This is a genomic window from Dictyoglomus sp. DH, from assembly GCF_055181375.1.
Map to the genome: position 1 here is coordinate 1,214,912 of NZ_CM143706.1, position 25,305 is coordinate 1,240,216.

At 32.1% G+C, this 25,305-nt stretch carries 27 protein-coding genes; 26 read left to right on the plus strand and 1 reads right to left on the minus strand.

Going from position 1 to position 25,305, the window contains the following annotated elements:
* The first annotated feature begins 2 nt into the window (after positions 1 to 2).
* Genes hisC through hisIE form a run of 6 tightly spaced genes read left to right on the plus strand, consistent with a single transcriptional unit; the run spans position 3 to position 4,292 of the window.
* Positions 3 to 1,055, plus strand: a complete 1,053-nt coding sequence (gene hisC, locus ACY3JJ_RS05955; protein WP_463091223.1) for a histidinol-phosphate transaminase — start codon at positions 3 to 5, stop codon at positions 1,053 to 1,055.
* Positions 1,052 to 1,612, plus strand: a complete 561-nt coding sequence (gene hisB, locus ACY3JJ_RS05960; RefSeq protein ID WP_463091224.1) for an imidazoleglycerol-phosphate dehydratase HisB — start codon at positions 1,052 to 1,054, stop codon at positions 1,610 to 1,612. The genes hisC and hisB overlap by 4 nt, the downstream gene beginning before the upstream one ends.
* Positions 1,609 to 2,211, plus strand: coding sequence for an imidazole glycerol phosphate synthase subunit HisH (gene hisH / locus ACY3JJ_RS05965; protein WP_463091225.1), 603 nt, complete (start codon positions 1,609 to 1,611; stop codon positions 2,209 to 2,211). The genes hisB and hisH overlap by 4 nt, the downstream gene beginning before the upstream one ends.
* A complete protein-coding gene (locus ACY3JJ_RS05970) occupies positions 2,208 to 2,936 on the plus strand; it encodes a HisA/HisF-related TIM barrel protein (protein ID WP_463091226.1) in 729 nt (242 codons plus the stop codon). Before hisH ends, ACY3JJ_RS05970 begins: the two co-directional genes overlap by 4 nt.
* Entirely contained in the window at positions 2,926 to 3,681 is a 756-nt protein-coding gene (hisF, locus tag ACY3JJ_RS05975) for an imidazole glycerol phosphate synthase subunit HisF (protein WP_463082101.1), read from the plus strand. Before ACY3JJ_RS05970 ends, hisF begins: the two co-directional genes overlap by 11 nt.
* A complete protein-coding gene (hisIE, locus tag ACY3JJ_RS05980; RefSeq protein WP_463082100.1) occupies positions 3,666 to 4,292 on the plus strand; it encodes a bifunctional phosphoribosyl-AMP cyclohydrolase/phosphoribosyl-ATP diphosphatase HisIE in 627 nt (208 codons plus the stop codon). Before hisF ends, hisIE begins: the two co-directional genes overlap by 16 nt.
* 8 nt (positions 4,293 to 4,300) lie before the next feature.
* Here hisIE and ACY3JJ_RS05985 read toward each other — a convergent pair whose 3' ends face one another.
* Entirely contained in the window at positions 4,301 to 6,214 is a 1,914-nt protein-coding gene (locus tag ACY3JJ_RS05985; RefSeq protein WP_463091227.1) for a transglycosylase domain-containing protein, read from the minus strand.
* Positions 6,215 to 6,285: 71 nt separating this feature from the next.
* Between ACY3JJ_RS05985 and rapZ the strand changes: the two genes are divergently transcribed.
* The 20 genes from rapZ to dapB all read left to right on the plus strand — a co-directional run bounded on the left by rapZ (position 6,286) and on the right by dapB (position 25,297).
* On the plus strand, positions 6,286 to 7,179 hold the full coding sequence (rapZ, locus tag ACY3JJ_RS05990) for an RNase adapter RapZ (protein ID WP_463091228.1): 894 nt from the start codon (positions 6,286 to 6,288) through the stop codon (positions 7,177 to 7,179).
* Positions 7,176 to 8,150, plus strand: coding sequence for a gluconeogenesis factor YvcK family protein (locus tag ACY3JJ_RS05995; protein ID WP_463091229.1), 975 nt, complete (start codon positions 7,176 to 7,178; stop codon positions 8,148 to 8,150). The genes rapZ and ACY3JJ_RS05995 overlap by 4 nt, the downstream gene beginning before the upstream one ends.
* 72 nt (positions 8,151 to 8,222) lie before the next feature.
* Positions 8,223 to 9,413, plus strand: a complete 1,191-nt coding sequence (locus tag ACY3JJ_RS06000; RefSeq protein ID WP_463091230.1) for a phosphoglycerate kinase — start codon at positions 8,223 to 8,225, stop codon at positions 9,411 to 9,413.
* A gap of 19 nt (positions 9,414 to 9,432) precedes the next feature.
* Positions 9,433 to 9,789, plus strand: coding sequence for a roadblock/LC7 domain-containing protein (locus ACY3JJ_RS06005; RefSeq protein WP_463091231.1), 357 nt, complete (start codon positions 9,433 to 9,435; stop codon positions 9,787 to 9,789).
* Positions 9,790 to 9,822: 33 nt separating this feature from the next.
* Entirely contained in the window at positions 9,823 to 10,572 is a 750-nt protein-coding gene (gene tpiA, locus ACY3JJ_RS06010) for a triose-phosphate isomerase (protein WP_463091232.1), read from the plus strand.
* A gap of 16 nt (positions 10,573 to 10,588) precedes the next feature.
* The gene (secG, locus tag ACY3JJ_RS06015) at positions 10,589 to 10,810 is read left to right on the plus strand and encodes a preprotein translocase subunit SecG (protein ID WP_463082093.1); all 222 of its coding nucleotides are present in this window, start codon (positions 10,589 to 10,591) and stop codon (positions 10,808 to 10,810) included.
* Between the two features lie 25 nt (positions 10,811 to 10,835).
* Entirely contained in the window at positions 10,836 to 12,401 is a 1,566-nt protein-coding gene (locus tag ACY3JJ_RS06020) for an ABC transporter substrate-binding protein (RefSeq protein ID WP_463091233.1), read from the plus strand.
* A gap of 64 nt (positions 12,402 to 12,465) precedes the next feature.
* Positions 12,466 to 13,395: an ABC transporter permease gene (locus ACY3JJ_RS06025; RefSeq protein WP_463082091.1), complete on the plus strand. Its 930-nt coding sequence runs from the start codon at positions 12,466 to 12,468 to the stop codon at positions 13,393 to 13,395.
* 27 nt (positions 13,396 to 13,422) lie between these two features.
* Positions 13,423 to 14,304 carry an ABC transporter permease gene (locus ACY3JJ_RS06030; RefSeq protein ID WP_463091234.1) on the plus strand — a complete coding sequence of 294 codons (882 nt, stop codon included), beginning with the start codon at positions 13,423 to 13,425 and terminating at the stop codon, positions 14,302 to 14,304.
* A complete protein-coding gene (locus ACY3JJ_RS06035; protein ID WP_463091235.1) occupies positions 14,276 to 14,701 on the plus strand; it encodes an Asp23/Gls24 family envelope stress response protein in 426 nt (141 codons plus the stop codon). The genes ACY3JJ_RS06030 and ACY3JJ_RS06035 overlap by 29 nt, the downstream gene beginning before the upstream one ends.
* Positions 14,698 to 16,341 (plus strand): DAK2 domain-containing protein, encoded by a 1,644-nt coding sequence (locus ACY3JJ_RS06040; protein WP_463091236.1) that lies wholly within the window; start codon positions 14,698 to 14,700, stop codon positions 16,339 to 16,341. Before ACY3JJ_RS06035 ends, ACY3JJ_RS06040 begins: the two co-directional genes overlap by 4 nt.
* A 6-nt stretch (positions 16,342 to 16,347) precedes the next feature.
* Positions 16,348 to 18,699 (plus strand): ATP-dependent DNA helicase RecG, encoded by a 2,352-nt coding sequence (gene recG / locus ACY3JJ_RS06045; protein ID WP_463091237.1) that lies wholly within the window; start codon positions 16,348 to 16,350, stop codon positions 18,697 to 18,699.
* Entirely contained in the window at positions 18,689 to 19,261 is a 573-nt protein-coding gene (rsmD, locus tag ACY3JJ_RS06050; RefSeq protein WP_463091238.1) for a 16S rRNA (guanine(966)-N(2))-methyltransferase RsmD, read from the plus strand. The genes recG and rsmD overlap by 11 nt, the downstream gene beginning before the upstream one ends.
* The gene (gene coaD, locus ACY3JJ_RS06055; protein WP_463082085.1) at positions 19,258 to 19,743 is read left to right on the plus strand and encodes a pantetheine-phosphate adenylyltransferase; all 486 of its coding nucleotides are present in this window, start codon (positions 19,258 to 19,260) and stop codon (positions 19,741 to 19,743) included. Before rsmD ends, coaD begins: the two co-directional genes overlap by 4 nt.
* Before the next feature lie 2 nt (positions 19,744 to 19,745).
* Positions 19,746 to 20,189 (plus strand): ATPase, encoded by a 444-nt coding sequence (locus ACY3JJ_RS06060; RefSeq protein WP_463091239.1) that lies wholly within the window; start codon positions 19,746 to 19,748, stop codon positions 20,187 to 20,189.
* A 77-nt stretch (positions 20,190 to 20,266) separates the two neighbouring features.
* Positions 20,267 to 20,779 carry a S16 family serine protease gene (locus ACY3JJ_RS06065; RefSeq protein ID WP_463082083.1) on the plus strand — a complete coding sequence of 171 codons (513 nt, stop codon included), beginning with the start codon at positions 20,267 to 20,269 and terminating at the stop codon, positions 20,777 to 20,779.
* An 82-nt stretch (positions 20,780 to 20,861) separates the two neighbouring features.
* Positions 20,862 to 21,131, plus strand: coding sequence for a 30S ribosomal protein S15 (gene rpsO, locus ACY3JJ_RS06070; RefSeq protein WP_463082082.1), 270 nt, complete (start codon positions 20,862 to 20,864; stop codon positions 21,129 to 21,131).
* A 4-nt stretch (positions 21,132 to 21,135) separates the two neighbouring features.
* Entirely contained in the window at positions 21,136 to 23,217 is a 2,082-nt protein-coding gene (locus ACY3JJ_RS06075) for a polyribonucleotide nucleotidyltransferase (protein WP_463091240.1), read from the plus strand.
* Between the two features lie 14 nt (positions 23,218 to 23,231).
* The gene (locus ACY3JJ_RS06080) at positions 23,232 to 24,506 is read left to right on the plus strand and encodes a M16 family metallopeptidase (protein WP_463091241.1); all 1,275 of its coding nucleotides are present in this window, start codon (positions 23,232 to 23,234) and stop codon (positions 24,504 to 24,506) included.
* The gene (gene dapB, locus ACY3JJ_RS06085; protein WP_463091242.1) at positions 24,503 to 25,297 is read left to right on the plus strand and encodes a 4-hydroxy-tetrahydrodipicolinate reductase; all 795 of its coding nucleotides are present in this window, start codon (positions 24,503 to 24,505) and stop codon (positions 25,295 to 25,297) included. Before ACY3JJ_RS06080 ends, dapB begins: the two co-directional genes overlap by 4 nt.
* Positions 25,298 to 25,305 lie beyond the last annotated feature (8 nt).

Genomic DNA, 25,305 nt, shown 5'->3' on the forward strand with positions numbered 1-25,305 from the left:
AATTGGGTTGGAAAGATATTATTAAAAGTGATTATAAGGGTTACAAGGTAAATATTCCGGATCTTCCTATAAAACTCTCAAGAAATGAAAATCCTTATGATATACCATTATACATTAAGGAAGAGGTTTTAAAAAAGTTAGCTGAAACCCCATGGAATAGATATCCAGATGGTAGCGCCAAAAACCTTAAAAATAAGCTTTCAGATTTTTTAGGGTTAAGTCCTGAGAATTTACTTTTAGGTACAGGCTCAGGAGAGGTTATACAAATTATTTTTAATGGTCTATTGATGGAAGGAGATGAAGTTGTTCTTCCTATTCCTACTTTTCCTTTATATGAAAAGTTGCTTCAGCAAAAAAAAGTTAGGATTACAAAAACATATCTTAATGAAAAAGATTTTTCATTAGATCTTGAAAAGCTAAGAGAAACCTTTAAGAGTAGTCCAAAACTTTTAATTTTGACAAATCCCAATAATCCTACTGGTAATTTTCTTATAAAAGAAAAGGATTTAGAAAAAATCTCTGATTTTTCTGGTTTTGTATTGATAGATGAAGCTTATTTTGAATTCTCTGGTTTAACTTTTCTTCCTTATATTAATCAATTACCAAATCTTTTAATTTTAAGAACTTTTTCTAAAGCCTTTTCTTCTGCAGGAATAAGATTAGGATATCTTATCACCAACTCAAGGGTAATAGAATATTTAGACAATTTTAGATTGCCATATAATTTAAACATTTTTTCTCAGATTGCAGGGGAAATTCTTCTTTCTTATTGGGACTATTTAAAAGATAAGATTGATATAATTAAAAAGGAAAAGGAAAGAGTTTATAAAGAGATGAAAACTATGGAGGGAATAATTGTATATCCTTCTGTTACCAATTTTATACTCTTTAGATCTGATAAGAAGGATGAAATCTTGAAACAATGTCAAGAAAATGGTATCTCTTTAAGGGATTTTAGTAAAGAACCACTTTTAGAAAATTGTTTAAGGGTATCAATAGGAGATAGAAAAGAGAATGATCTTTTCTTAAAAATATTAAGTGAGGTGCTTTCATGAGAAAAGCCAGCATTGAAAGAGAGACAAAGGAAACATATATAAAGATAGATATAAATCTAGATGGAACAGGAAACTTTGATGGAGAATATCCTATTCCTTATTTTAAACATCTTTTGACTGCTCTTTCTTTTTATGCGCAATGGGATGTAAATATTATAGCTAAAGGAGATATGGAAGTAGATCCTCATCACTTAATAGAAGATACAGGAATAGTTTTAGGAGAGGCTTTTATTACTGCAATAAAAGATTCCAATTTTAACAGATTTTCACAGAGAATTATTCCTATGGATGATGCTCTTGTGATGGTAGTAATAGATATTAGTGGAAGGCCTTATTTTTCTTTAAGGGATGATGGAGAACTTCTAAGAGGCGGACTTGTAAAAGAGTTTCTAAGAGCTTTTGTAAATAAGGCAGGTATTACACTGCATATTTGGATTCTTTCAGGAGAAAATACTCATCATATTGAAGAGGCAATTTTTAAGGGCTTAGGGCTTGCTATTAAAGATGCAAGTCAAATTATAGATAGTTTAAGATCTACAAAGGGAAAGATATTATGAAAGTTGTAATTATAGACTATCTGGGTGGTAATCTTTTTAGTATTTTGAAGGCTTTAAAATATATAGGATTAGAGACTATAGTAAGTAAAGATCCTGAAGATTGGTTTAGAGGAGATGCAGTTGTGTTTCCAGGCCAAGGAAATTTTGATCAAGCTATGTCGGAGCTGAGAAAAGATGCGAGAGATGAAGCATTAAAAGAGATTCTTAAAAATAAATATTTTTTGGGTATCTGTTTAGGACTTCAGATCTTATTTGAAGAAAGCGAAGAATCTAAGTTGGAAAAAGGATTAGGTGTTTTCAAAGGAAAGGTAAAAAAATTACCTGCCAAAAAAATTCCTCATCTTGGATGGAATAATGTAGAATTTGAAAAGCATGGTAGACTTTTAAATGGAATCCCAAATAACTCATTTTTCTATTTTGTTCATTCTTATTATGTTAATCCTGAGGAAGATATTGTAATTGGTTTAACAGAATATTCAATAAAATTTCCATCCTATATAGAAAAAGAAAATATTTTTGGAGTCCAATTTCATCCCGAAAAAAGTAGTAGTTATGGAATAAAGCTATTAGAAAATTTTATTAAGGAGTGTAAAAAATGATTGTCATTCCTGCTATTGATCTTTTCGGAATGAAAGCTGTTAGGATGGAAATGGGTAAAAAGGAAAAGATTGTTTTAGAGTTTGATAATCCTATTGAACTTGCAAAGTATTGGTATTTGAAAGGAGCAAAGGCTCTTCATGTTATAGATTTACAATCTGCCATAGATAACAATGATGAGAATGAGAAGATTATAAGGAGGATAATAGAGGAAATAGATATTCCTGTCGAGGTAGGAGGAGGATTTAGAAGTTATGAAAAAATAAAAAACGCATTAGATTGGGGCGTTTGGAGAGTTATTGTGAGTAGCATTTTAGTGGAAGACATAAATTTACTTAAAAGGATATTCGGTGAATTTCCAGAGAAAATTATACCAAGTTTAGATTGGAAAGAAGGAAAGATTGGGATAAAAGGATGGAAAAATTTTATTGAATGGGGTGATGTTAAAGAAAAATTTGAAACATTAAATATTAAAGAGGTTATCTTTACTGATATATCACGTGACGGTACATTGAAAGGTATAAATATATCTAATATTAATAATTTTTTGAATTTAAATGATTGGGATATTTGGGTTGCAGGAGGGATCTCTTCTATAGAAGATGTCATAAAGATCAAGGAATTAGCAAAGGTGACAGGGAGAATAAAAGGCATAATTGTGGGAAGAGCTCTTCTTGAAGGAAGGTTAGATTGGGAGGAGGTTAATCAAGTTATAAATGCTGGCTAAGAGAATAATTCCGTGTTTAGATACTATTGGAAAACAGGTCGTTAAAGGAACAAGTTTTAGAAATATTAGAGTTGTAGGAGATGCTAAGGAATTTGCTCATCGGTACGAGAGAGAAGGTGCGGATGAGTTGGTTTTATTAGATATAACAGCCAGTGAGGAAAACAGGAAAACTTTTATTGAGGTAGTTTCAGAAGTAGCAGAAGAACTTTTTGTTCCTTTGACAGTAGGAGGAGGTATAAGAGATATAGAAGACGTAAGAAACCTTCTTAAGGCTGGAGCTGACAAAGTTTCTATTAATACTTCTGCTGTCAAAAATCCTGATCTTATAAATAAAATAGTAGAAGAATTTGGAAGTCAATGTTTGGTTGTAGCTATAGATGTAAAGAGAAGAAATAATAGAGAGTGGGAAGTTTATGTTAAAGGGGGTAAAGAGCCGACAGGTATAAATTTTAAGGATTGGATACAGGAAGTAGAAAAAAGAGGGGCTGGTGAAATTCTTTTAACAAGTATTGATGCAGATGGGCATCAGGCAGGATATGATTTTGAACTTTTAGAGTTGGCTTTAAATTACTGTAATCTTCCTCTTATTGCTTCGGGTGGTGCAGGTAATTTGGAGGATTTATATAAAGCCCTTTATATTGGAGTTGATGCGGTACTTGCTGCTTCTATTTTTCATTTTGGAACATATAGTATTAGGGAAGTAAAAGAATACTTAAAAGAAAGGGGTATATGGATAAGATTATGAATATAGATGATCTTATTAAAGATTTAAAATATGATGAGAAAGGATTAATACCAGTTATTGTACAAGATTATAAAACGGGGAAAGTTTTGATGTTAGCATACATGAATGAAGAAGCACTAAAGAGAACAATTGAAACAGGCGAAGCATGGTATTTTAGTAGAAGTAGAAATGCCCTTTGGCATAAAGGGGAAACCTCAGGACATTTTCAGAAGGTTATAGATATAGCAGTTGATTGTGATAAGGATACTATTCTTTTATTAGTAGAGCAAATAGGAGTAGCTTGTCATACAGGTAATTTTTCCTGTTTTTACAGAGCAAAAAATTCAGGAGATAGTTTTCTCTTTTATCTTGAGAAATTTTTGAGAGATCGAAAGGAAAAACTTCCAGGAGAGTCTTATTCTGCAAAACTGTTTAAAGAAGGGAAAGACAGGATTCTTCAGAAGTTAGGAGAAGAGACAGTTGAGACTATAATAGCAGGGATGAAGAATAATAGAAATGATTTTATCTATGAAAGTTCTGATCTTTTATTTCACCTTTTATTAGTACTTGTAGAAGAGAATATAGGGTTAAAGGATATCATCGAGGAATTAATTAGAAGGCATAGAGCTTAAGTTGGTTTTTATGGAGTATTTGTTTGATTAGAGGTTTCTGTAACAGGTACAGAATATTCTATTAAGAAATCAAAATCTCTTGGAGGAATATCTTTAAGAGCATTACTCATAAATTCTTTCCATGACATAGCTGGGAGTAATCCACCAGGTACTTTATTTGTTGGAGTGTAATTATCATTACCCATCCAGACCCCAGTGCAAAGATCTGGAGTAAAACCTATAAACCAAGCATCTCTATAATCATCTGTTGTTCCTGTCTTTCCTGCTGCAGGTCTGCCAATATTTGCTCTTTTTCCTGTACCTTTTGTTATTACCCGTTTCATCATTTTGACAAGTGTTGATATTACATCTCTTTCAATAACAGGTGTGGTTTCAGGAATTGCATTAAATATTATATTTCCATTATTGTCTTCTACTCTCAAGATCGCTATAGGAGTAATTCTGTTTCCTCCGTTTGCAAAACTAGAATAAGCTCTTACCATTTCGTATAAGGTTACACCTGAAGTACCAAGAGCAAGTGCTAAACTTGGTTCTAAAGGACTCTCTATTCCAAGTTTTCTTGCATTTTTAATTACGTCACCTACGCCTATTTCCTCTAATAGGAGTATGGTTGCTATATTATATGAATTTTCTAATGCTTCTTGAAGTGTAACGGTACCATGTATTTTTCCATCATAGTTTTTGGGTTTCCATTCCTTTTTATTAAAAGTATAGGTTAATTCTTTTTCTTCAATCAAATCCCATGGTCTAAAACCTTTTTGAAGAGCAGTCAAGTATACGAATGGTTTAAATGCTGACCCAGGTTGTCTCACAGCCATATAGACTCTATCAAATTGACTTTTACTATAATCTAAACCACCCACCCATGCTTTGATGTATCCAGTATTGGGATCTAAGCAAAACAAAGCTCCCTGGGTTACGTTATATTTTTTCCCATATTCATTTATAATTTTTAAAAGTGCTTTTTCAGCCATATCTTGAATTTTTATGTCTATAGTTGTGTAGACTTTAAGTCCGCCTTCATATACCATATCTTTTCCAAATCTTTTAATGAGGTCTTTTAATACAAAATCAAAAAAATAAGGAGCTATATAACCAGAGCTTGGATTATTTCTTTTCACAATGCCAAGAGGTGCTTTTATAGCTTTTTTATAGTCTTCTTCTGATATATACCCAAGATTGTACATTTTCTCTATAACAATGTTTCTTAGCTTTAGAGCTAAATCAGGATTTCTATAGGGAGAATTAATTTCAGGTGCGGGAATAATACCAGCAAGAAGTGCTGATTCAGGTATATTTAAGTCTATAGCGCTTTTTCCAAAATAAAATTGAGCTGCAGTTTCTGCTCCGTAAACTCCATGACCCCAATAAATAAGGTTTAAATACATTTCTAATATTTGTTGTTTTGTAAAATATCTTTCAAGTTGTAAAGCTATATATATTTTCTTTATCTTTTTCTTTATTGTTCTTTCTGGATTTAAAAATAATAATTCAGATAACTGTTGAGTTATAGTGCTTCCCCCTTGTTTTTTCTCTAAATGTAATAGATCAATAAGAGCTGCTCTTATAAGTCCCCTTAAGCTCACACCACTGTGATTATAAAATTCTTTATCTTCAGAGGCTACTACAGCTTGTTGCAAATAGGGAGAAATTTTATATAGAGGTACGTAAATTCTATTTTCCTTATATATTTTTCCAAGTATTTTATTGTCAGAAGAATATATTATAGTTGTTTGACTTGGTTTTATTTCCATCCATTTATCAATAGGTGGTACTTCTCTTATCACTAAAAAAACATATATTGCTAAGGATAAGCCCAATAGTAAAATTAAACTAATAATAGCAATTAATATATATAAAAGATTTTTTTTCCATCTTTTTCCTTTTTTTATTGCGACTTCTTCTATGTATTTTTTAGTCATTTTTCCTCTTTGTACCTCCTTAAAACATATGGTATTATGTATTATATAAAATCAGGGAAGGTTTTAACAATATGAAAGCAAAAACAGATAACTTTAGTCTTTACATTATTACAGGACTTTCAGGAGGAGGAAAGTCGCAAACATTACGTATATTAGAAGATTTAGGATTTTTCTGTGTGGATAATATACCTCCCAAGCTTGTTCCTACTCTTATAGAACTTTGTTTTTCTACTGATGGCAAAATATCAAGAATTGCTTTAGTTATAGATATAAGAAGTGAAAATTTCTTAGAAGATTTTAGAGAAATGGTAGATAATATTAAAAAATTAAATGTTTACTATAAAATTTTATTTTTAGAAGCTGAGGATGAGGTTATAGTAAGAAGATATAATGAAACCCGACGTAGACATCCATTAGATAAAGAGGGTATAGGAATTTTCGAAAGTATAAAACTGGAAAGGCAGAAATTATCAGAGATAAAAGAAATGGCAACCCATATAATTGATACTTCTAATATGAGTACTAAAAATCTTAAAGATAAGATACTTGAAATTGTATCCGAAGATATTTCCAATGTTAAATTAAGATTCATGGTAGGAATTACTTCCTTTGGTTTTAAATATGGGGTACCTATTGATGCACATCTTGTTTTTGATGTGAGGTTTTTACCCAATCCATTCTATATTTTAGAGTTAAGACCTTTATCTGGTGAAAATGAAAAAATAAGAAATTATGTATTAGAAACTAAAGAAGCAAAAGAATTTTTAGATTACTTAAAAAGACTTTTAGATTTTTTAATTCCCCTTTATCAAGAGGAAGGAAGAACAAATCTTAATATTGCAATAGGGTGTACAGGTGGAAGACATAGGGCAGTAGTTGTAGCAAATGAAATAGGAAATTATTTATCAGATAGGTATAATGTGAAAATTTTCCATAGAGATATAGATAAAGATATAAAAATATGAATAAAATAAGAAATGTAACAGCTATTGGTGGGGGAACAGGTTTATCTAATATATTAAGAGGGTTAAAATATTATCCTCTTAATATAAGTGCTATTGTAACTGTTAGTGATGATGGTGGAAGTTCAGGAAGACTTAGTGAAGAACTAGGTGTTTTACCTCCTGGAGATATACGTAATTGTCTTGTTGCTTTAGCAGATGAAGAATCGTTGATGGCAAAGCTATTTCAATATAGATTTAAAGAAGGAGGATTAAAAGAGCATTCTTTTGGGAACTTATTTTTAGTTGCTATGTCAGATATCTTAGGTGATTTCTTATTAGGTATAAAAGAAACAAGCAAAGTATTGGCCATAAGAGGTAAGGTATTGCCATCTACATTAAATCGTGTAAGGTTGAAGGCAATTTTTGAGGATAATACTCAAATTATTGGAGAGACGGCTATTTCAAATTATAAAAAAAGCAGAATTAAGAAGATTGAATTGATACCAGTAAAAGATGGGGAAAAGATATGTGCGACCCCTGAAGCTATTTATGCATTAAAAAAATCTGAAATTATAATAATTGGTCCTGGAAGTTTATATACAAGTATAATTCCAAACCTTATTCTTGATGAAATCAAAGAAACCTTGAAAAATATTTACTTAAATGATAAAGCTAAAATTATTTATATTTGTAATGTCATGACTCAGCCAGGAGAGACAACAGGATATAAGGCTTCTGATCATTTAAAAGCTATCATTGAGCATATTGGTTTTAATATTTTTCATTATATAATTTTAAATAATAAAAAGCCAAAGGATGATATACTTAAAAAATATCAAGAAAGTGGAGCTGATTTTGTTCATCCTGATATAGAAAATATTAGGGCTTTGAATGTGGAGATAATCTCTGGTGATTTTATTTCTGAAACAAACGTAGTAAGACACGATCCTTATAAAGTTTCCAATTTCCTTGTTAAAAATTTTATAGAATAAAATAGTTTTATAAATTGACAAAAGATTGTAAAATTCTATAATATAAAGTTAATAAAGGAAGGAGGATTTTCTATGCCGAAAAAGACCATTTTAGATTTGAAGGATGAGGAGCTTAAGGGAAAGCGTGTATTTGTAAGGGTTGATTTTAATGTACCTATTAAAAATGGAATTATAACTGATGATAGAAGAATAAGAGAAGCTTTACCAACGATTAAATATTTAATGGAAAAAGGAGCAAAAGTTATTCTTGTATCTCACCTCGGTAGACCAAAAGGTTTTCAAGACGACTTAAGGTTAGATCCAGTTGCTAAAAGACTAAGTGAATTACTCGGAAAACCTGTTAAGAAATTAAATGATTGTATTGGAGAAGAGGTAGAAAGAGAAGTTGCTAATATGAATCCTGGAGATGTGGTTCTTTTAGAAAATATTAGATTCTATAAAGAAGAGGAAGCAAATGATCCAGAGTTTGCCAAGAAATTAGCAAAACTTGCTGATTTATATGTAAATGATGCCTTTGGTACTGCTCATAGAGCACATGCATCAACAGCAGGTGTTGCTAATTATATTCCTGGTGTAGCTGGTTTGTTGATGAAAAAAGAGATTGAAATTATGGGTAAAGCCCTAGAGAATCCCGATAGACCTTTTATTTGTATTTTGGGTGGAGCAAAGGTTTCTGATAAAATTGGTGTAATCCAAAATCTTGCTAATAAAGTAGATGTTTTATTAATTGGTGGAGGTATGATGTTTACCTTTCTTAAGGCATTGGGTTATGAGATAGGTAAATCTATTGTTGAAGAAGATAAACTTGATCTTGCAAAATATTTGATGAATCTTGCCGAAGAAAAAGGAGTAAAATTTGTTCTTCCTGTGGATGCTGTAGTTGTTAAAGAGATTAAGGAGGATGCTCCTACTACTGTTAAAGATGTGGATAAGTTTGAGAAAGATGATATTGGAGTAGATATTGGACCAAAAACTGTAGAACTGTTTAGAGAGGAAATAATGAAAGCAAAGACAATTATATGGAATGGTCCTATGGGAATATTTGAAATACCTGCTTTTGCAAATGGAACAAAGAAAGTAGCTGAAGCTATCACAGAAAATAATAATTGTGTAAGTATTGTGGGAGGAGGAGATACTGCAGCTGCCGTACAACTCTTTGGTTTAGAAGATAAATTTACTCATATCTCTACTGGGGGTGGAGCCTCTTTAGAGTTCTTGGAAGGAAAAGTTCTGCCGGGGGTGGCAGTTCTTCAAGATAAATAATTAAAAAGAGGGGGATAAATTGGCAACTATAAGAGAGACACTTGAAGAAATATCAAGATTAGATGGTGTGCAAGTTACGGTTTTGGTTAGTGACGATGGTTTAGTTATCGAAAGTGTAGGTAGAAATGGTTCAAATGCGGAACCACTTGCGGCTGTTGCATCAGGGAGTTTAAGGGCATCAGAAATGATAGGGACAGAACTTGCAAAAGGAAGTACAAGAGAAATGGTTATTATATTTGAAGATGGAGCAGTATTCATAGTTCCAGTAGAAGGGAAACCTGCCATTCTCGTTGTAGTATCGAATAAAAGTGCTAATTTAGGTAAGATTAGAATAGGAATTAAAAAAGGAGTATTTCAATTGGCAAGACTTATATAGTTTTATAATATTTTGAATTAGGAGGGAACAATATTGAGAAAAAAGATTATTGCGGCTAACTGGAAAATGTACAAAACTTGTGCAGAGACAGAAAGTTTTATCGTTGAATTTAAAAATTTAGCAAGAAATTATGAAGAAAAGGAAGTAGTTATTTGTCCGCCTTTTACTTCATTGTTTGTTGCCCAAAACTTACTTAAGGATACACCATTTAAACTTGGAGCCCAAAACATGTTTTGGGAAAAAGAAGGTGCATATACAGGGGAAATATCTCCGGTAATGTTGAAGGATTTAAATTGTGAATATGTTATAATAGGTCATTCTGAGAGAAGGCAATATTTTTGTGAAAACAATGAAAATATAAATAAGAAAATAAAAACTGCTTTTAATTGGGAACTTACACCCATATTTTGTGTTGGTGAAAAATGGGAAGAGAGAGAAAAGGGTAAAACTGAAGACGTAATAAGAGAACAAGTAACTAAAGGATTAGAAGGACTTTCAATGGAAAATGTTGAAAAGATAGTTATTGCTTACGAACCAGTATGGGCAATTGGTACTGGACATTCTGCAAAAGGAGAAGATGCAAATGAAGTTGCAAAATTGATAAGGGATATTATATCGACCCTATATAATAGTGATATTGCTAATAAAGTTAGAATACAATATGGGGGGAGTGTGAATCCTCAAAACATAGTAGAGTTTTTAAGCCAGTCTGAAATTGATGGAGCACTCGTTGGAGGAGCAAGCCTAAAGCCTCAATCTTTTTGGGAAATTGTAAAATCATAGGAGAGGTGTAATAAAAATGCAAGTATTATTGTATATAATTCACTTTTTAGTATCTTTGGGAATGATAGTAGTAATTCTTTTCCAATCAGAAGTTGGAGAAGGACTTGGCTTTATAGGGGGAGGAGAAACTACTTTTTATAAGGCCAAGCGTAAGATGGAGAAAGGATTAAAACAAGCGACTGTAGTTTTAGCTCTATTGTTTATGGTAACATCTGTTCTTATTTTTGTTCTCCATTAAATAAATACATGGGAGGTGCTCTAAAATGAGGAAAATATTTTGGTTCTTTTTGTTAGTTTTTTTAATTTTTTCCATGATAGGTTTATCTGTAGCCCAAACACCACAATATGGTGGTGTTCTTAAGAGAAGTTTAGTAAATGATCCACCAACTCTTGATCCGGCAATGATAACTGATACTGCCTCAGATGAGGTGGCAAGGCAAATTTTTGATGGATTAGTAGAGTATGATCCCAATGGAAAAGTTGTTGGTTCAATTGCAAAAAGATGGACTATATCAAAAGATGGAACAGTTTACACTTTCTATTTAAACAACAACGTATATTTCCATAACGGAAGAAATGTAACTGCTGAAGATTTTGTGTATTCTATAAAGAGAGTGATGGATCCAAAGACAGCATCCCCAAGAGCAAGTTTTGCAGAGCCAATCAAAGATGTAGTAGCAAAAGATAAATATACTTTAGTAATAACCCTCAAAAGACCCTTTGCTCCTTTCCTTTCTACGTTGACTTATTCATGTTTTTGGGTTGTCCCTAAGGAAGAAGTTGAAAAACTTGGAAAAGATTTTGCTACAAAACCAATTGGTACTGGGGCTTTTATGTTTGATGAGTGGAAGCATGATGTGAAGATTAGATTAAAGGCTAACCCCAATTATTTCCGTGGGCGTCCATATGTGGATGCTATAGAATGGGTAATAATTCCAGATGAAAATGTTGACTTCATGAATTTTGAAAAAGGACAGCTTGATATTACTGGAATACCTGATCCAGAATGGGATAGGGTAAGTAATGATCCCAAGTATAAACCATATATTCTAGAAAAACCAATAATTGGTATATATTATTTAGGATTTAATGTACAAAAGAAACCCCTTGATAATAAATATCTCAGACAAGCAATTGCAAGAGCTATTAATAAAGAAGGTATAGTAAAAGTTATAAGAAGAGGAAGAGCACAAGTTGCTTATACTATTCTTCCTCCATCTATGCCAGGTTTTAGTAAAGAAAATTATAATTGGGCAAAAGAGAAGCTAAGTTATAATGTAGAAGAAGCCAAAAAACTACTTGCAAAGGCTGGATACCCTAATGGAAAAGGGCTTCCAGAGATAACGATTTATTACAATACAAGCGTTTCACATAAGAGGATTATGGAAGCAATACAAGCAGATCTTCAAAAGATAGGAATAAATGCAAAATTACAAAATTATGATTGGGCAGTATATTTAGATCTCCTTGACAAGGGTGAGCTTCCTGTATATAGACTTGGATGGGTAGCGGATTATATTGATCCTGACAATTTCTTATGGGTTCTTTTCAATTCAAGTAATTTTGGGCCTGAAGGTAACCATAGTTTTTATAAAAATTCTAAGGTTGATGAATATACCAACAAGGCAAGAAACGAAACTTTATGGAGTGTGAGAGTAAAATATTATAACATGGCAGAAAGAATAATATTAGAGGATTGTCCAATTGTTCCAATTTATTATTATGTATCTCAAGTAATATATCAACCATGGGTCCATGGATTATACTTAGATCCTCTAACAGGTCTTTCTGGAGTAAGATATAGGGTAGTGTGGATGGATAAGAAATAAGTAGAATTTAAAGAGGAAGAGGGTTCTGCTCCTCTTCCTCTTTTTTCAAGAAAGGAGGAAAGAAGTGCTAAGATACATAATAAGAAGACTTCTACAAGCAATACCAGTTTTTATAGGAGTTACACTTATTACTTTTATTTTGTTTTTTATTGCACCTGGCGATCCAGCACGATTAATTGCAGGGCAAAGAGCTGATACTGAGACATTAGCTAGAATACGTTCCACATGGGGGCTTGATAAGCCTCTGCCTATTCAATATTTACTTTTTTTGGGAAGGATTGTAAGGTTTGATTTTGGTCGATCGTTTAAAACAAATATTCCTGTTATAGTATCTATTGGAGAAAGATTACAAGCAACTGCAATTCTTGCTCTTTTTGCTTTTCTTATAGCAATTTTAATAGGAGTCACTGCTGGTATTATTTCTGCTGTAAAACAATATTCTATTTTTGATTATTCTGCAATGGTTATTGCTCTCTTGGGAGTTTCAGCTCCAGTTTATTGGGTAGGAATAATTCTTCTATTAATATTTGGTTTTAACTTAGGATGGTTGCCTTTAGGAGGATATGTAACAGAATATGGATTGAAGGCTGTTATTCTTCCTGCAATAACTCTTGGAACAAGACCCGCGGCTTACTTTGCTCGTCTTTCTAGATCTTCCATGTTAGAAGTAATTAGACAGGAATATATATTAACTGCAAGAGCAAAGGGAGTTTCTGAAAGAAAGATAATTTTTAAACATGCATTAAGAAATGCCCTTATTCCTGTTGTTACGTATGCAGGAATGGTGGTTGGCGATCTCCTTACAGGAGCAGTTTTAACAGAGACAATTTTTGCTTGGCCTGGAATAGGAAGATTAGTTGTTCAATCAATTTTTGATAGGGATTTACCAGTTTTGCAGGGTGGTGTTATTGTCATAGCTTTTATATACATTCTTGCTAACCTTGTAGTTGATCTTTCCTATGCACTTATAGATCCAAGAATTAGATATGAGTAATGATATTTATTGGGGGTAAAAAGTATTATGACAATGAAAACAGAAAATTTGTTGCAAAGTAGAAAGCCAAGAAGCTTATGGAGAATTGCTTGGAAAAGACTTGCAAAGAATAAATTAGCTCTTTTAGGGCTTGGAATAGTTATTTTTTTTGTAATTGTAGCTGTTTTGGCTCCTTATATTGCTCCATACCCATGGAATGAAGTGGATTTATCAAGAGCTCTTCAACCTCCAAGCTGGAGACATCTCTTAGGGACAGACGAATTTGGAAGAGATATATTCAGCCGGATTATATATGGTACACGTGTATCATTACAGTTTGCATTTTTTGCTCAGTTAATATCCATATCTATAGGCACAGTATTAGGACTTATTGCAGGCTTTTATGGGGGTTGGGTTGATGATCTTATAATGAGAATAGTGGAAATTCTTTTTGCATTTCCATTTTTATTATTTGTTATTGCAGTAGTATCAACTTTAGGACCTGGAATACAAAATCTTTATTTAGCAGTAGCATTAATTGGTTGGGCTGGTGTTTCCCGTATAATTAGGGGGCAAGTTTTGAGTTTAAGGGAGAGGGATTTTGTAGCTGGTGCTATAGCTATTGGTGCTTCTACTTGGAGAATATTGTTTAGACACATATTGCCTAACGCACTTTCTCCACTTATAATAGAAGCTACCTTAGGGATGGGTGGAATGATTATGTTAGAGGCTGGTTTGTCCTTTTTGGGTCTTGGTGTACAAGCTCCAACTCCGAGCTGGGGTTCTATGGTACAAGCGGGACTTGCATATCTAAGGAGTTGTTGGTGGTATCCTATAGCTCCCGGTGTTGTCATAATGATAGTAGTTTTTGGATTTAATCTATTAGGGGATGGTTTGAGAGATGCGTTGGATCCAAGACTTTATATCTAAAAAAGAAAAAAATAAGCAAAAATATTATACAGAAATAGGGTGGATCGAAATTTCACCAAATGCTATAGCTTCTATTGCAAGTATGGCAACTATACAAAGTTATGGTGTAGTAGGTATGGCTGCAAGAAATATAGCAGATGGAATTTCTGAATTATTAAGATTGGAAGAGGTTAATAGGGGTGTCGATGTTGAGATTGATGAGAATGGAATAAAAATAAATCTTTATATTATTGTAGCATATGGTGTCAGGATTCCTGAGGTTGCCCATAATATTATGGAAAGAGTTAAATGGAATCTTGAAAAGGTAACTGGTTTATCAGTTAAAGAAATAAATGTTAATGTGTGGGGAATAAGACTTCAAGAAGAAAAGGAGCCATTTCCTTGGGAAGAGATATGATGAGAGTAGAAAATATTGATTCAGATCTTTTGATAAAGCTTTTTGAATACGCAACTTACGAATTAAAGAAACATAGAGAAGAGATAGATTTACTTAATGTTTTTCCAGTACCCGATGGTGATACAGGTACAAATATGTTATATACTCTTCAATCTACTTTAGATGAAATTAGAAAAGTTAAAAATAAAACTATAAGGACAATAGCAGAAGCTGCAATAAAAGGTTCATTAATGGGAGCTCGTGGGAATTCTGGGGTTATTCTTTCACAAATAATAAGAGGCTTCTGTGAGGTAATGAGAGAAAATGAGTATATTGATGCAAAAGTATGGATTAAAAGTTGGCAAAATGCCACAAGAGTCGCATATAGAGCAGTAATAAAACCAACAGAAGGAACTATATTGACAGTATTAAGAGAAGGGGTAAAAGAAGGGGTAATTGCTTCAAGAGAAACGAATGACATTACATTAATTATGGAAAGAATGTTAAATAAAGCTAAAGAATCTTTAGCAAACACTCCTAATCTTCTTCCTATTTTGAAGGAAGCAAAAGTTGTAGATGCTGGAGGACAGGGACTTGTATGGATATGGACAGGATTCTATGAGGTTCTTAAGGGGATAGAAATTTTCATAGAAAAACCGATGAAGGAGAAAGAGGAAAAGATAGAAGTAAAGGAAAGACCGGAAAAAGAGGTTCTTGAAAGTTATGTAATTACTTATCAATATTGTACAGAATTTATAATAAATTCTTCTGAAAATACAGATTTCAGTAGTTTCAAGAAATGGTTAGAGAGTCAAGGTGATAGTATTGTTACTTCTGAGGCTCCTGGACTTTTGAAGATTCATATTCATACTAATCATCCTGGTCTTGTTTTAGAAAAAGCCTTGGAATTAGGTTCGCTTTCGAGAATAAAGATCGACAATATGGCAGAACAACATGAAGAAAGATTAAAAGAAGAGATAAATAGAGATAGTATAACTCCATTAAAAGAGATAGGATTTGTTGCAGTTTCTTGGGGCGAAGGGATTAATGAAATATTAAAAGGATTAGGAGTAGATATTATTGTAAATGGAGGTCAGACTTTAAATCCTAGCGTAGAAGTACTTTCAAATGCAGTAGAAAAAGTAAGAGCCAAAAAAGTATTTGTTTTACCAAATAATAAAAATGTTATATTAGCAGCAAAACAGCTGGAAAATATACATAAAGAAAGAGTTGTAATTATTCCCACAAAGCACGTTTTAGAAGGAATAAGAGCTCTTTATGAATATAACCCAAGAGATACATGGGAAATTCTAAAAGAGAAAATGGAAAAAAGTATTGAAAAAATTAAAATTGGAGAAATAACAAGGGCTGTAAAAGATTCATCTTATAATGGATTAAAGATTGAAGAAGGAGATATTATTGGATTAACGAATGATGAGGTAAAAGTAGCTGGTAAAAATATAGAGACTGTATGTTTAGATCTTCTTTCGCTTCTTGTTGATGGAGACTCAGAGGTTATTTCTGTTTTTTATGGAAGAGATGTATCTAAGGAAGAAGCAGAGAAATTAGTTAATAAATTAAATAACCAATATCCTTCATTATCAATTGAACTCCTTTATGGTGGTCAACCCTATTATTTTTATTATTTAGGTGTTGAATAGTTGGTAATGCAAGAAAAAGTGAAGATTATTAAAGGACTAAAATCGGTCCTTGAAAAAGAAATTTCTTCAGGATATTCAAATAAAGCTATTAAATATGGCTTAGAGAAGACTGTAAGTGTGGCTATTAATCAATTTCCTATCTGGAATGGTTTCTGGACTCAAAAGGTATTAGATTTAGTGAAATATTATGATATAAAACCTTTGGATGAAAGAAAGATAGTGGTGGATAAAGTATATGAAATAATTGATAAAGCTATAGTATTCTACTCATCTGAAGATTTTTGGAATAGATCGATACAATATATAAAAGGTATTGGTCCTAAAAAAGCAAAATTGTTTGAGAAACTTGAAATTAAAACTCTTCATGATCTTATAACTTATTATCCCAGAGACTATGATGATAGATCTAAGTTAAAAAAGATTTCAGAATTAAAACAGAACGAAAAGGTTACTGTTAAAGTTAAAATAATCGAATATGAGGAAGGAAAAACACTATATAAGAAAATCCCTATTGTAAAGGCAAGAGTGGTAGATAACTCAGGAGTAGCTTTTGCTGTCTGGTATAATCAAAAATATATTAAACAAGTTTTACCACCTGGGACTCAAGTTCTTTTATCTGGAATACCAGAAAGGGTTTTGGGTCATTGGGAATTTGAAAATCCGGAATATGAGATATTGGAAGAAGAAGAAGAAAAAGAATTGATTCATGTGGGAAGAATTGTTCCCATATATTCATCAACTGCTGGACTTTCTCAAAAAGTAATTAGAAAAATAATTTATGACGCTTTAACAGAATATACAATGTTTATAGAAGATCCTATACCTCAAAGTTTAAAACAGAAATATAATCTTTTAGATAAGCCAGTAAGTGTTTGGGAAAAACATTTTCCAACTTCCTTTCTTACCTTGGGAAGTGCTACAAAAAGGCTTCTTTTTGAAGAACTTTTCTTTATGCAGTTATTATTAATTAGGAAAAAGCAAGAGATAGAACAACTTAACGCTCCTATCTTTAAAACGGAAAACACTTTAGTTGAGAAATTTATCTCTAAATTACCCTTTGAACTTACAAATGCACAAAAAAGAGTTTGGGAGGAGATTAAAAATGATCTTTCATCTGGAAGACCAATGCATAGATTGTTACAAGGAGATGTGGGTTCTGGAAAAACTATTATAGCAGTCCTTTCTATAATATGTGCCTATGAAAACGGATATCAGTCTGCTTTTATGGTTCCTACAGAAATTTTGGCAGAGCAACATTACAATAGATTGAGGGAATATCTTGAACCTTTAGAAATTAGAGTTGGTCTTCTTACAAGTAGTGTATCTAAAAAGGAAAAAAATAGAATTTATACCGATCTTTCTGAAGGTCGATTATTTGTAGTTGTAGGTACTCACGCATTAATTGAGGAAGATGTTAAATTTAGTAAATTGGGATTAGTAATTATAGATGAACAACATAGATTTGGAGTAACTCAAAGATCTATACTTTGGAAAAAAGGAGAAAATCCTCATCTTTTAGTTATGACCGCAACTCCTATTCCGAGAACTTTAGCTATTGTTTTATACGGAGAGCTTGACGTTTCTATAATTGATGAATTACCTCCTGGTAGGAAACCTGTAATAACATATCTTGTTTCTAAGAGAGATAGAAAAAAGATCTATGATTTTGTAGCTAAGGAAATAATGCAGGGTAAACAAGCATTTGTTGTATGTCCTTTGATAGAGGAATCGGAAAAATTAGAGGTGGAATCTGCAAAAAAGTTATTTGAAGAGCTTCAAAAGTATTACTCTCATATTCCTATGGGACTTATCCATGGTTTAGTTCCTAGGGATGAAAGAAATATGATAATGGAAAAATTCAGAAAAGGAGAAATAAAAATGTTAGTAGCAACAACAGTGATAGAGGTGGGTGTAGATGTACCAAATGCTTCTATAATGGTTATCGAAGATGCTCATAGGTTTGGTCTTGCCCAACTCCACCAATTGCGAGGTAGGGTTGGTAGAGGATCAGTGCAGTCTTATTGTTTTTTAATAGCTAATACTAATACTGAAGAGGCCAAAAGAAGATTAAAAGTAATGGTAGAGACAAATGATGGTTTTAAGATAGCAAGTGAGGATCTTAATATTAGGGGTCCTGGTGAATTTTTTGGAGTAAGACAACATGGAGCACCTTCAATGAAAATTTTAAATGTGAATCTATCAGATTTATCTCAAAATATGAGACTTTTAGAGATAGCAAGAGAAGAGGCTATTTCTGTTATAAAAAATGAAATCGAAGTGAAAGATAATGAAAAACTAATTCTTGAAAAACATCTTTCAGTGAATATTCCTTATAAGGAGAAGGGAATTGTCCTCTGAAGTAAGAATTTCTGGTGGATATTTGAAGGGTCAGACCATAAAGACTCTTAAAAAGGGGAATTATAGAATTACAATGGAACAAGTGAGGAGTTCTATTTTTAATATTTTAGATGAAAAAATAAAAGATTGTAGCTTTTTGGATTTATTTGCTGGATCGGGAATTGTGGGAATAGAAGCCTTAAGTTATGGGGCGAAAAAAGTAGTATTTGTTGAAAAACATCTACCTGCTGTAAGATTAATGAGAGAAAATTTAAAAAAATTTGGATTAGAGAATAGGACAGAAGTTCATCTTGAGGATGTTTTTACATTTCTTAGAAAAAATCCTCATGAAGCTTTTGATATTATTTTTGCAGATCCACCTTACGAATTAGGAGAAAAGATGAAAGATGTGGTAAAATACATAGTAGATAATAAATGGCTTAAAAAGGATGGCATGTTAATAATAGAACATCACAAAAAAACAGAACTTTTAAAAGAATATAGTAGTCTGGTATTAATTTTTAATAAAAATTATGGAGAAACAGTATTATCCTTTTACGGTTGTAAAGGAGTAAATACATGATTAGAGCAGTATATCCAGGAAGTTTCGATCCTGTTACCAATGGTCATATAGATATAATACAGAGAGGGGCTAAGATATATGATGAGGTTATTGTTTTAGTGGCTGAAAATATATCTAAGATACCTCTTTTTACTTTAGAAGAAAGATTAAGTATGCTGAGAGAAAGTCTACAACATATTCCTAATGTTAAAGTAGACTCTTTTAAAGGTTTGTTAGTGGATTATATTAAAAAAATAGATGTGAGGATAATAATAAGAGGGTTGAGGGCTGTTTCAGATTTTGAATATGAATTTCAACAAGCATTGACCAACAAAAAACTTTATCCTGAATGTGAGACGGTATTTTTAATTAGTGATATTAAATATACTTTTTTAAGTTCAAGTATGGTAAAAGAAATAGCCAAATTTGGTGGGTGTGTGGAGGATTTGGTTCCAGAATGTGTGGCTAAAAAACTTTATGAAAAATTTAATGTAAAAAGATAAGTATGGATATTGATAAATTATTGGAAAACTTAGAAAAACTTAAAAGTATCTTAGAAAATTCACCTACTGTTCCTGTCTGGGATAAAGTTATTCTTGATAAAGAGAAGCTTTTAGAACTTATTAGTGATCTTGAGAAAAGTATACCTGGCGAATTTTCAGAAGCCAAAAAAATAGTAGAAGAAAGGGATAAAATTCTCAAAAGAGCTTATGAGGATGCAGAAGATATTATAAGAAACGCAAAGGAAAAGGCTAAGCTTCTTGTCAGTAGCAATAATATTACCATAGAAGCTCAAAAAGAAGCTGAGAAAATTATAAATAATGCTAAGAAAGAGGCAACTGAAATTAAAAAGGAGATGGAAGGTTATATTAATAATCTTTTGAATAAGGTTGAAAATTTACTGGAAAGAGAAATAGAGTTAATAAGAAAGTGCAAATCAGAACTATAATTATACTACTCTTATTTATAGTTTTTATCTTAGAAATAGTATCCCAATTTTATGTTTACTTTTATGATGGTTTTTGTATGAATATAAAAGAGATTTTAGAAAATCTGCCTCAACATTTTCCTGATAATTTTTATGTAATACTCTTAAAAGAAGAAAAACCTCATTTTTATAATTTTATCTTTCTCTTTTTAAAGGGTCATTTGTATTTAAAGGACAATCTAACCAATGTGAAAATGGAAAGCTTTCATGGATATAAAACAAGAAAAGATATATACATATATGGAAAATCTTCTGATATTATTTTAAATCTTGCTTTCTGGAGTTTTGAGAAAAAATTGAGTTTTCCAAAAAACCTAAAGATTTCAGGAACAGGAGAGATTTCTAATAATGGAGAGATCAATCCTGTACTTGGGTTAGATTTAAAATTAAAGGTGGCTAAGAGAAACGGAATTAATGTTATGTTTTTACCTTTTTCTCAAAGAAAAGATAGAGGTTATGATGGAATTTTGTATATATATCCTAAGGATTATGATGATGCAAAAAGAAACTTATTGATGTTTGTATTACCTAAGGTTGGCATAACTGAATAATTTATGTTAAAATATAACTAACCTATAGTGATGGGTTACCATTGCTATAGGCGATTTTTTGAAATAAAAAAGGAGGTAAAAAATGGCTTTAACAAAAGAAGAAAAAAGAAAAATTATTGAAAAATTTAGATTGAATGAGAATGATTCTGGTTCACCAGAGGTACAAATTGCTTTGCTTACTGAAAGGATAAAGAGGCTTACTGAACATTTGAAGGTTCATAAAAAGGATTACCATTCTCGTGTTGGTCTTTTAAAGATGATAGGAAGAAGAAGAAAATTATTAAAATATCTTCAAGAGAAAGATTTTGAAAGATATAAGAAACTAATACAAGAATTAGGTTTGAGAAAGTAAGGTTATGCGGCAAATTTATACATTTACTAAAGAATATGCAGGAAAACCTTTAAAAATAGAAGTTGGTAAGGTTGCTTGGCAAGCGACAGGAGCAGTTCTTGTACAATATGGAGAAACCACTATCTTAGTTACTGTTGTAGCTTCAGAAGAAAGTAAAGAAGATGTTGATTTCTTCCCACTAACAGTGGAGTATGTAGAAAGATTATATGCTGCAGGGAAAATTCCAGGAGGTTTTTTCAAGAGGGAAGGTAAGCCTACAGAGCCAGAAATTCTTTTTGCTCGTTTGATAGATCGTCCTTTAAGACCCTTATTTGCTAAAGATTTTAGGAATGAAGTACAAGTTATAGTAACTGTACTTTCTTATGATAACGAAAATTCTACAGATATACCATCAATCATTGGTGCATCTTCTGCAATAATGCTCTCAGGACTTCCATTTAAGGGTCCAGTAGGAGCGGTTAGAATTGGTTGGGATGGTAATAATTGGTATATAAATCCATCTATTTCTTTATCAAAGGATTTGCTTTTAGATTTAGTTGTGGCTGGCACTAAAGATGCTGTTCTTATGATAGAAGGAGATGGCAAGGAAGTACCTGAAGAGATTTTCTTAGAAGCTATAATTAAAGCTCATGAAGCATTACAAGATTCTATAAACTTTCAAGAAGAAATTATCTCTACAGTAAATCCTAATCCCTTTTCTTATAATCCATTTGTAATCGATGAAAGGCTAAAGCAAGCGGTTCTTGATTTCGTAACCTTAGATAAAATCAAAGAGGCAATATTTACACCCAGTAAATCGGAAAGACAGAAATCCTTAGAGGACTTAAAGAAAAAAGCTCTTGATTATTTGAAACCTATCTATGGAGAAGTAAAAGTACAAATAGATGAAATTATAAATGAAGAAGCAAAGGCAATATTAAAGAAAGTTATATTGGAGAAAAAGAGAAGAGTTGATGGAAGAGAACTTGATGAGTTAAGACCAATAAGTTGTGAAGTAGGAGTACTTAGTAGAGTCCATGGCTCAGCTTTGTTCCAGAGAGGGGAAACGCAAGTTCTTTCTGTAGTAACCTTAGGTGCAGGAGAAGAACAAATAATTGAAAGTGTAATAGAGAATGAGCCTAAAAGATATATTCATCATTATAATTTTCCACCCTTCTCAGTAGGAGAGGCAAAACCCTTAAGAGGGCCAAAGAGAAGAGAAATTGGGCATGGTGCTCTTGCTGAGAGAGCTTTACTCCCACTTATACCCAAGGAGGAAGAATTTCCATATACTATTAGGGTTGTATCAGAAGTCTTAAGTTCTAATGGTTCAACTTCTATGGCTAGTGTTTGTGGTAGTAGTTTATCTTTAATGGATGCTGGAGTTTCTATAAAAACACATGTGGCTGGTGTGGCTATGGGATTAATAAAAGATGGTGATAGGTATGAAATATTGACTGATATTCAAGGTCTTGAGGATGCTTTAGGTGGTATGGATTTCAAAATAGCTGGTACACGTAATGGTATAACAGCAGTACAACTTGATATAAAGGTAGATGGTCTTACTTTTGATATTATCGAGAAAACCTTGAGGCAAGCTAAAGAAGCAAGAACCAAAATTATTGAAATAATGGAAAAAACTATTCCTGAACCAAGACCTCAAATATCACCTTATGCTCCTCGTATCATGGTATTAGAGATCAATCCTAATAAAATTGGAGATCTTATTGGGCCGAGTGGTAAGAATATAAAGAAGATCATAGAAGAGACAAATACTACTATAAATATAAAACCTGAAGGATTAGTCTACATTTCAGCTCCCAATCAGGAATCAGCAGAAAAAGCAGCTAAAATGGTACAAAATTATACTAGAGAGATAAAAGAAGGAGATGTGTTCTTAGGCAAAGTTGTAAGAGTTACAGATTATGGAGTATTTGTAGAAATATTACCTGGAAAAATAGGACTTCTTCATATATCAAAGTTTAAAACCACAAAAAGCGGTAAAAGTGAGGTAAGAGAAGAGATTAATTTAGGAGATGAGATATTGATTAAGGTTGATTCTATTGATCCAATGGGTAGAATCAGTCTGAGCAGAAAAGATCTATAACTCATGTTAAAAGGATGCAAGTTACTGAAATAGAGTTTGAAAATGGTCTAAAGATAATTCATGATTTTAATCCAGGCAGAAAAACCGTAAATGTTGTAGTAGCAGTAAAGGTAGGAACCCGTGATGAAGATAAAAAAGAGCATGGCTTAGCTCATTTCGTAGAGCATTTACTTTTCAAGAACAATTCTGCCCGGAAAATTGATGACATTCACGAAGAAATAGATCGCTTAGGCGGAGAGTTGGACGCCTTCACCACAAGGGAAACTACCTATTTCACGTTAAAGATTTTAGGATATCATTTTATAAGAGGAGTTAAACTTCTCAGTGATATTATATTAAAACCTGATTTTACTGAGGAAGAAATAGAGTTAGAAAAAATGGTAGTTAAAGAAGAGATAAAAATGTATAGAGATTCACCTGAAGAATTAGTCTTTGACAATTTTCTGAAGGCATCTTGGGATGGTCATCCACTGGTAAAAGAAATTCTTGGGACTGAAAAAAAAGTGTCAAGTTATAATAAAGATCTTATTGTCTCTTTTTATAAAAAACATTATGTACCAAATAAGTTCATTATTGGCATAAGTGGTAATATCCCTACAAAGAAAGTTGAAGAAACTTTCAGAAACTTTTTTATTTTTAATGAGTCAAATATCAACAATGTAAATAAAAAAATCTCTTCTAAACCACCTGTTTTTAAACCTAAAAATATTTTTCTAAGAAGAAATTTTGAGCAAATTCAATTGATATGGGGAACTGAAGGATACCCACCTGGTCATGAAAAAAGAGAAGCTTTGTCTCTCCTTTCTGTATCATTAGGGGGTGGAATAAGTTCAAGATTATTTAGAGAATTAAGAGATAAACGCGGTTTAGTTTATAATATTGAGACCCAACTTATTACCTTTAGGGATGCATCTCTTTTCGGTATATATACGGCTACTTCTCCTAATTCATTTTTAGAAACCTTTAAAACTCTATCAGAAGAAAGGAAAAAACTTTTAAAATATGGAATAAAGAGAGAGGAATTAGATCTTGCAAAGAAACAAATCATAAATAATATACTTATGGCTATCGAAAGTCCAACGCAGAGACTTTTTTATTTAATAGACTCTTATCTAGTATATGGAGGAGTTTTTCCTTGGATTGAAAAGATTAAAAAGATAAGAAAGATAAAAATAGATGATGTTAATGATACTATAATGGATATCTTTAACAAGCCTTTCTCTTTAGCAGTAATAGGTACTTTAGATTCTCAAATAAAAAATTTTTTAAAAGGGGAGAGAGTATTATGATAAAAGTGGTTCTATTTGGCGCTTGTGGTAAGATGGGAAAAGTTATTGGAAAGGCAATAGTTGATGCAGATGATATGTTACTTGTAGGTGCAATAGATCCTAAATTTACTGGGGAAAACTATGGAAAAATTATAGGTACTGATAAAATTTCTTTAGATGTGTTAGGATCAATTGATGAAGTAAAGGATGATTTTGATGTAGGAGTAGATTTCACAACAGCAGAAGCAGCTTATGATAACATAAAGAAGGTTTTGTTGAAAGGTAAAAGAATGGTTGTGGGAACAACAGGACTTCCTAAAGAAAGTATAGAAGAGATAAAGAATTTAGCTATAGAAAATAAGACTTCGATATTGATTGCACCTAATTTTGCTCTCGGTGCAGTTCTTATGATGCAGATTGCAAAACAAATAGTAAAGTATTTTCCTGATGTAGAAATTATAGAATTGCATCATAATGAGAAGATAGATGCTCCTTCAGGAACAGCTTTATTAACTGCCGAACTTCTTTCTCAAGAGATGAAAAAATATAATCTAACTCATAAAGATGCTACAAAGATTGAAAAACTCCCTGGATCGAGAGGGGGGAAAGTAGAAAGTATAAATATTCATAGTATAAGACTTCCTGGACTTGTAGCTCATCAGGAAATTATATTTGGAGGTATAGGTCAAACCCTTTCTATCAGGCATGATGCTTTGAGTAGAGAGTGTTATATTCCTGGTGTCCTTATGGCTTTAAGAGAGATTGTAAAAAGAGATGGTTTCTTTTATGGATTAGAAAGCTTTTTAGAATAGAGGGGAGG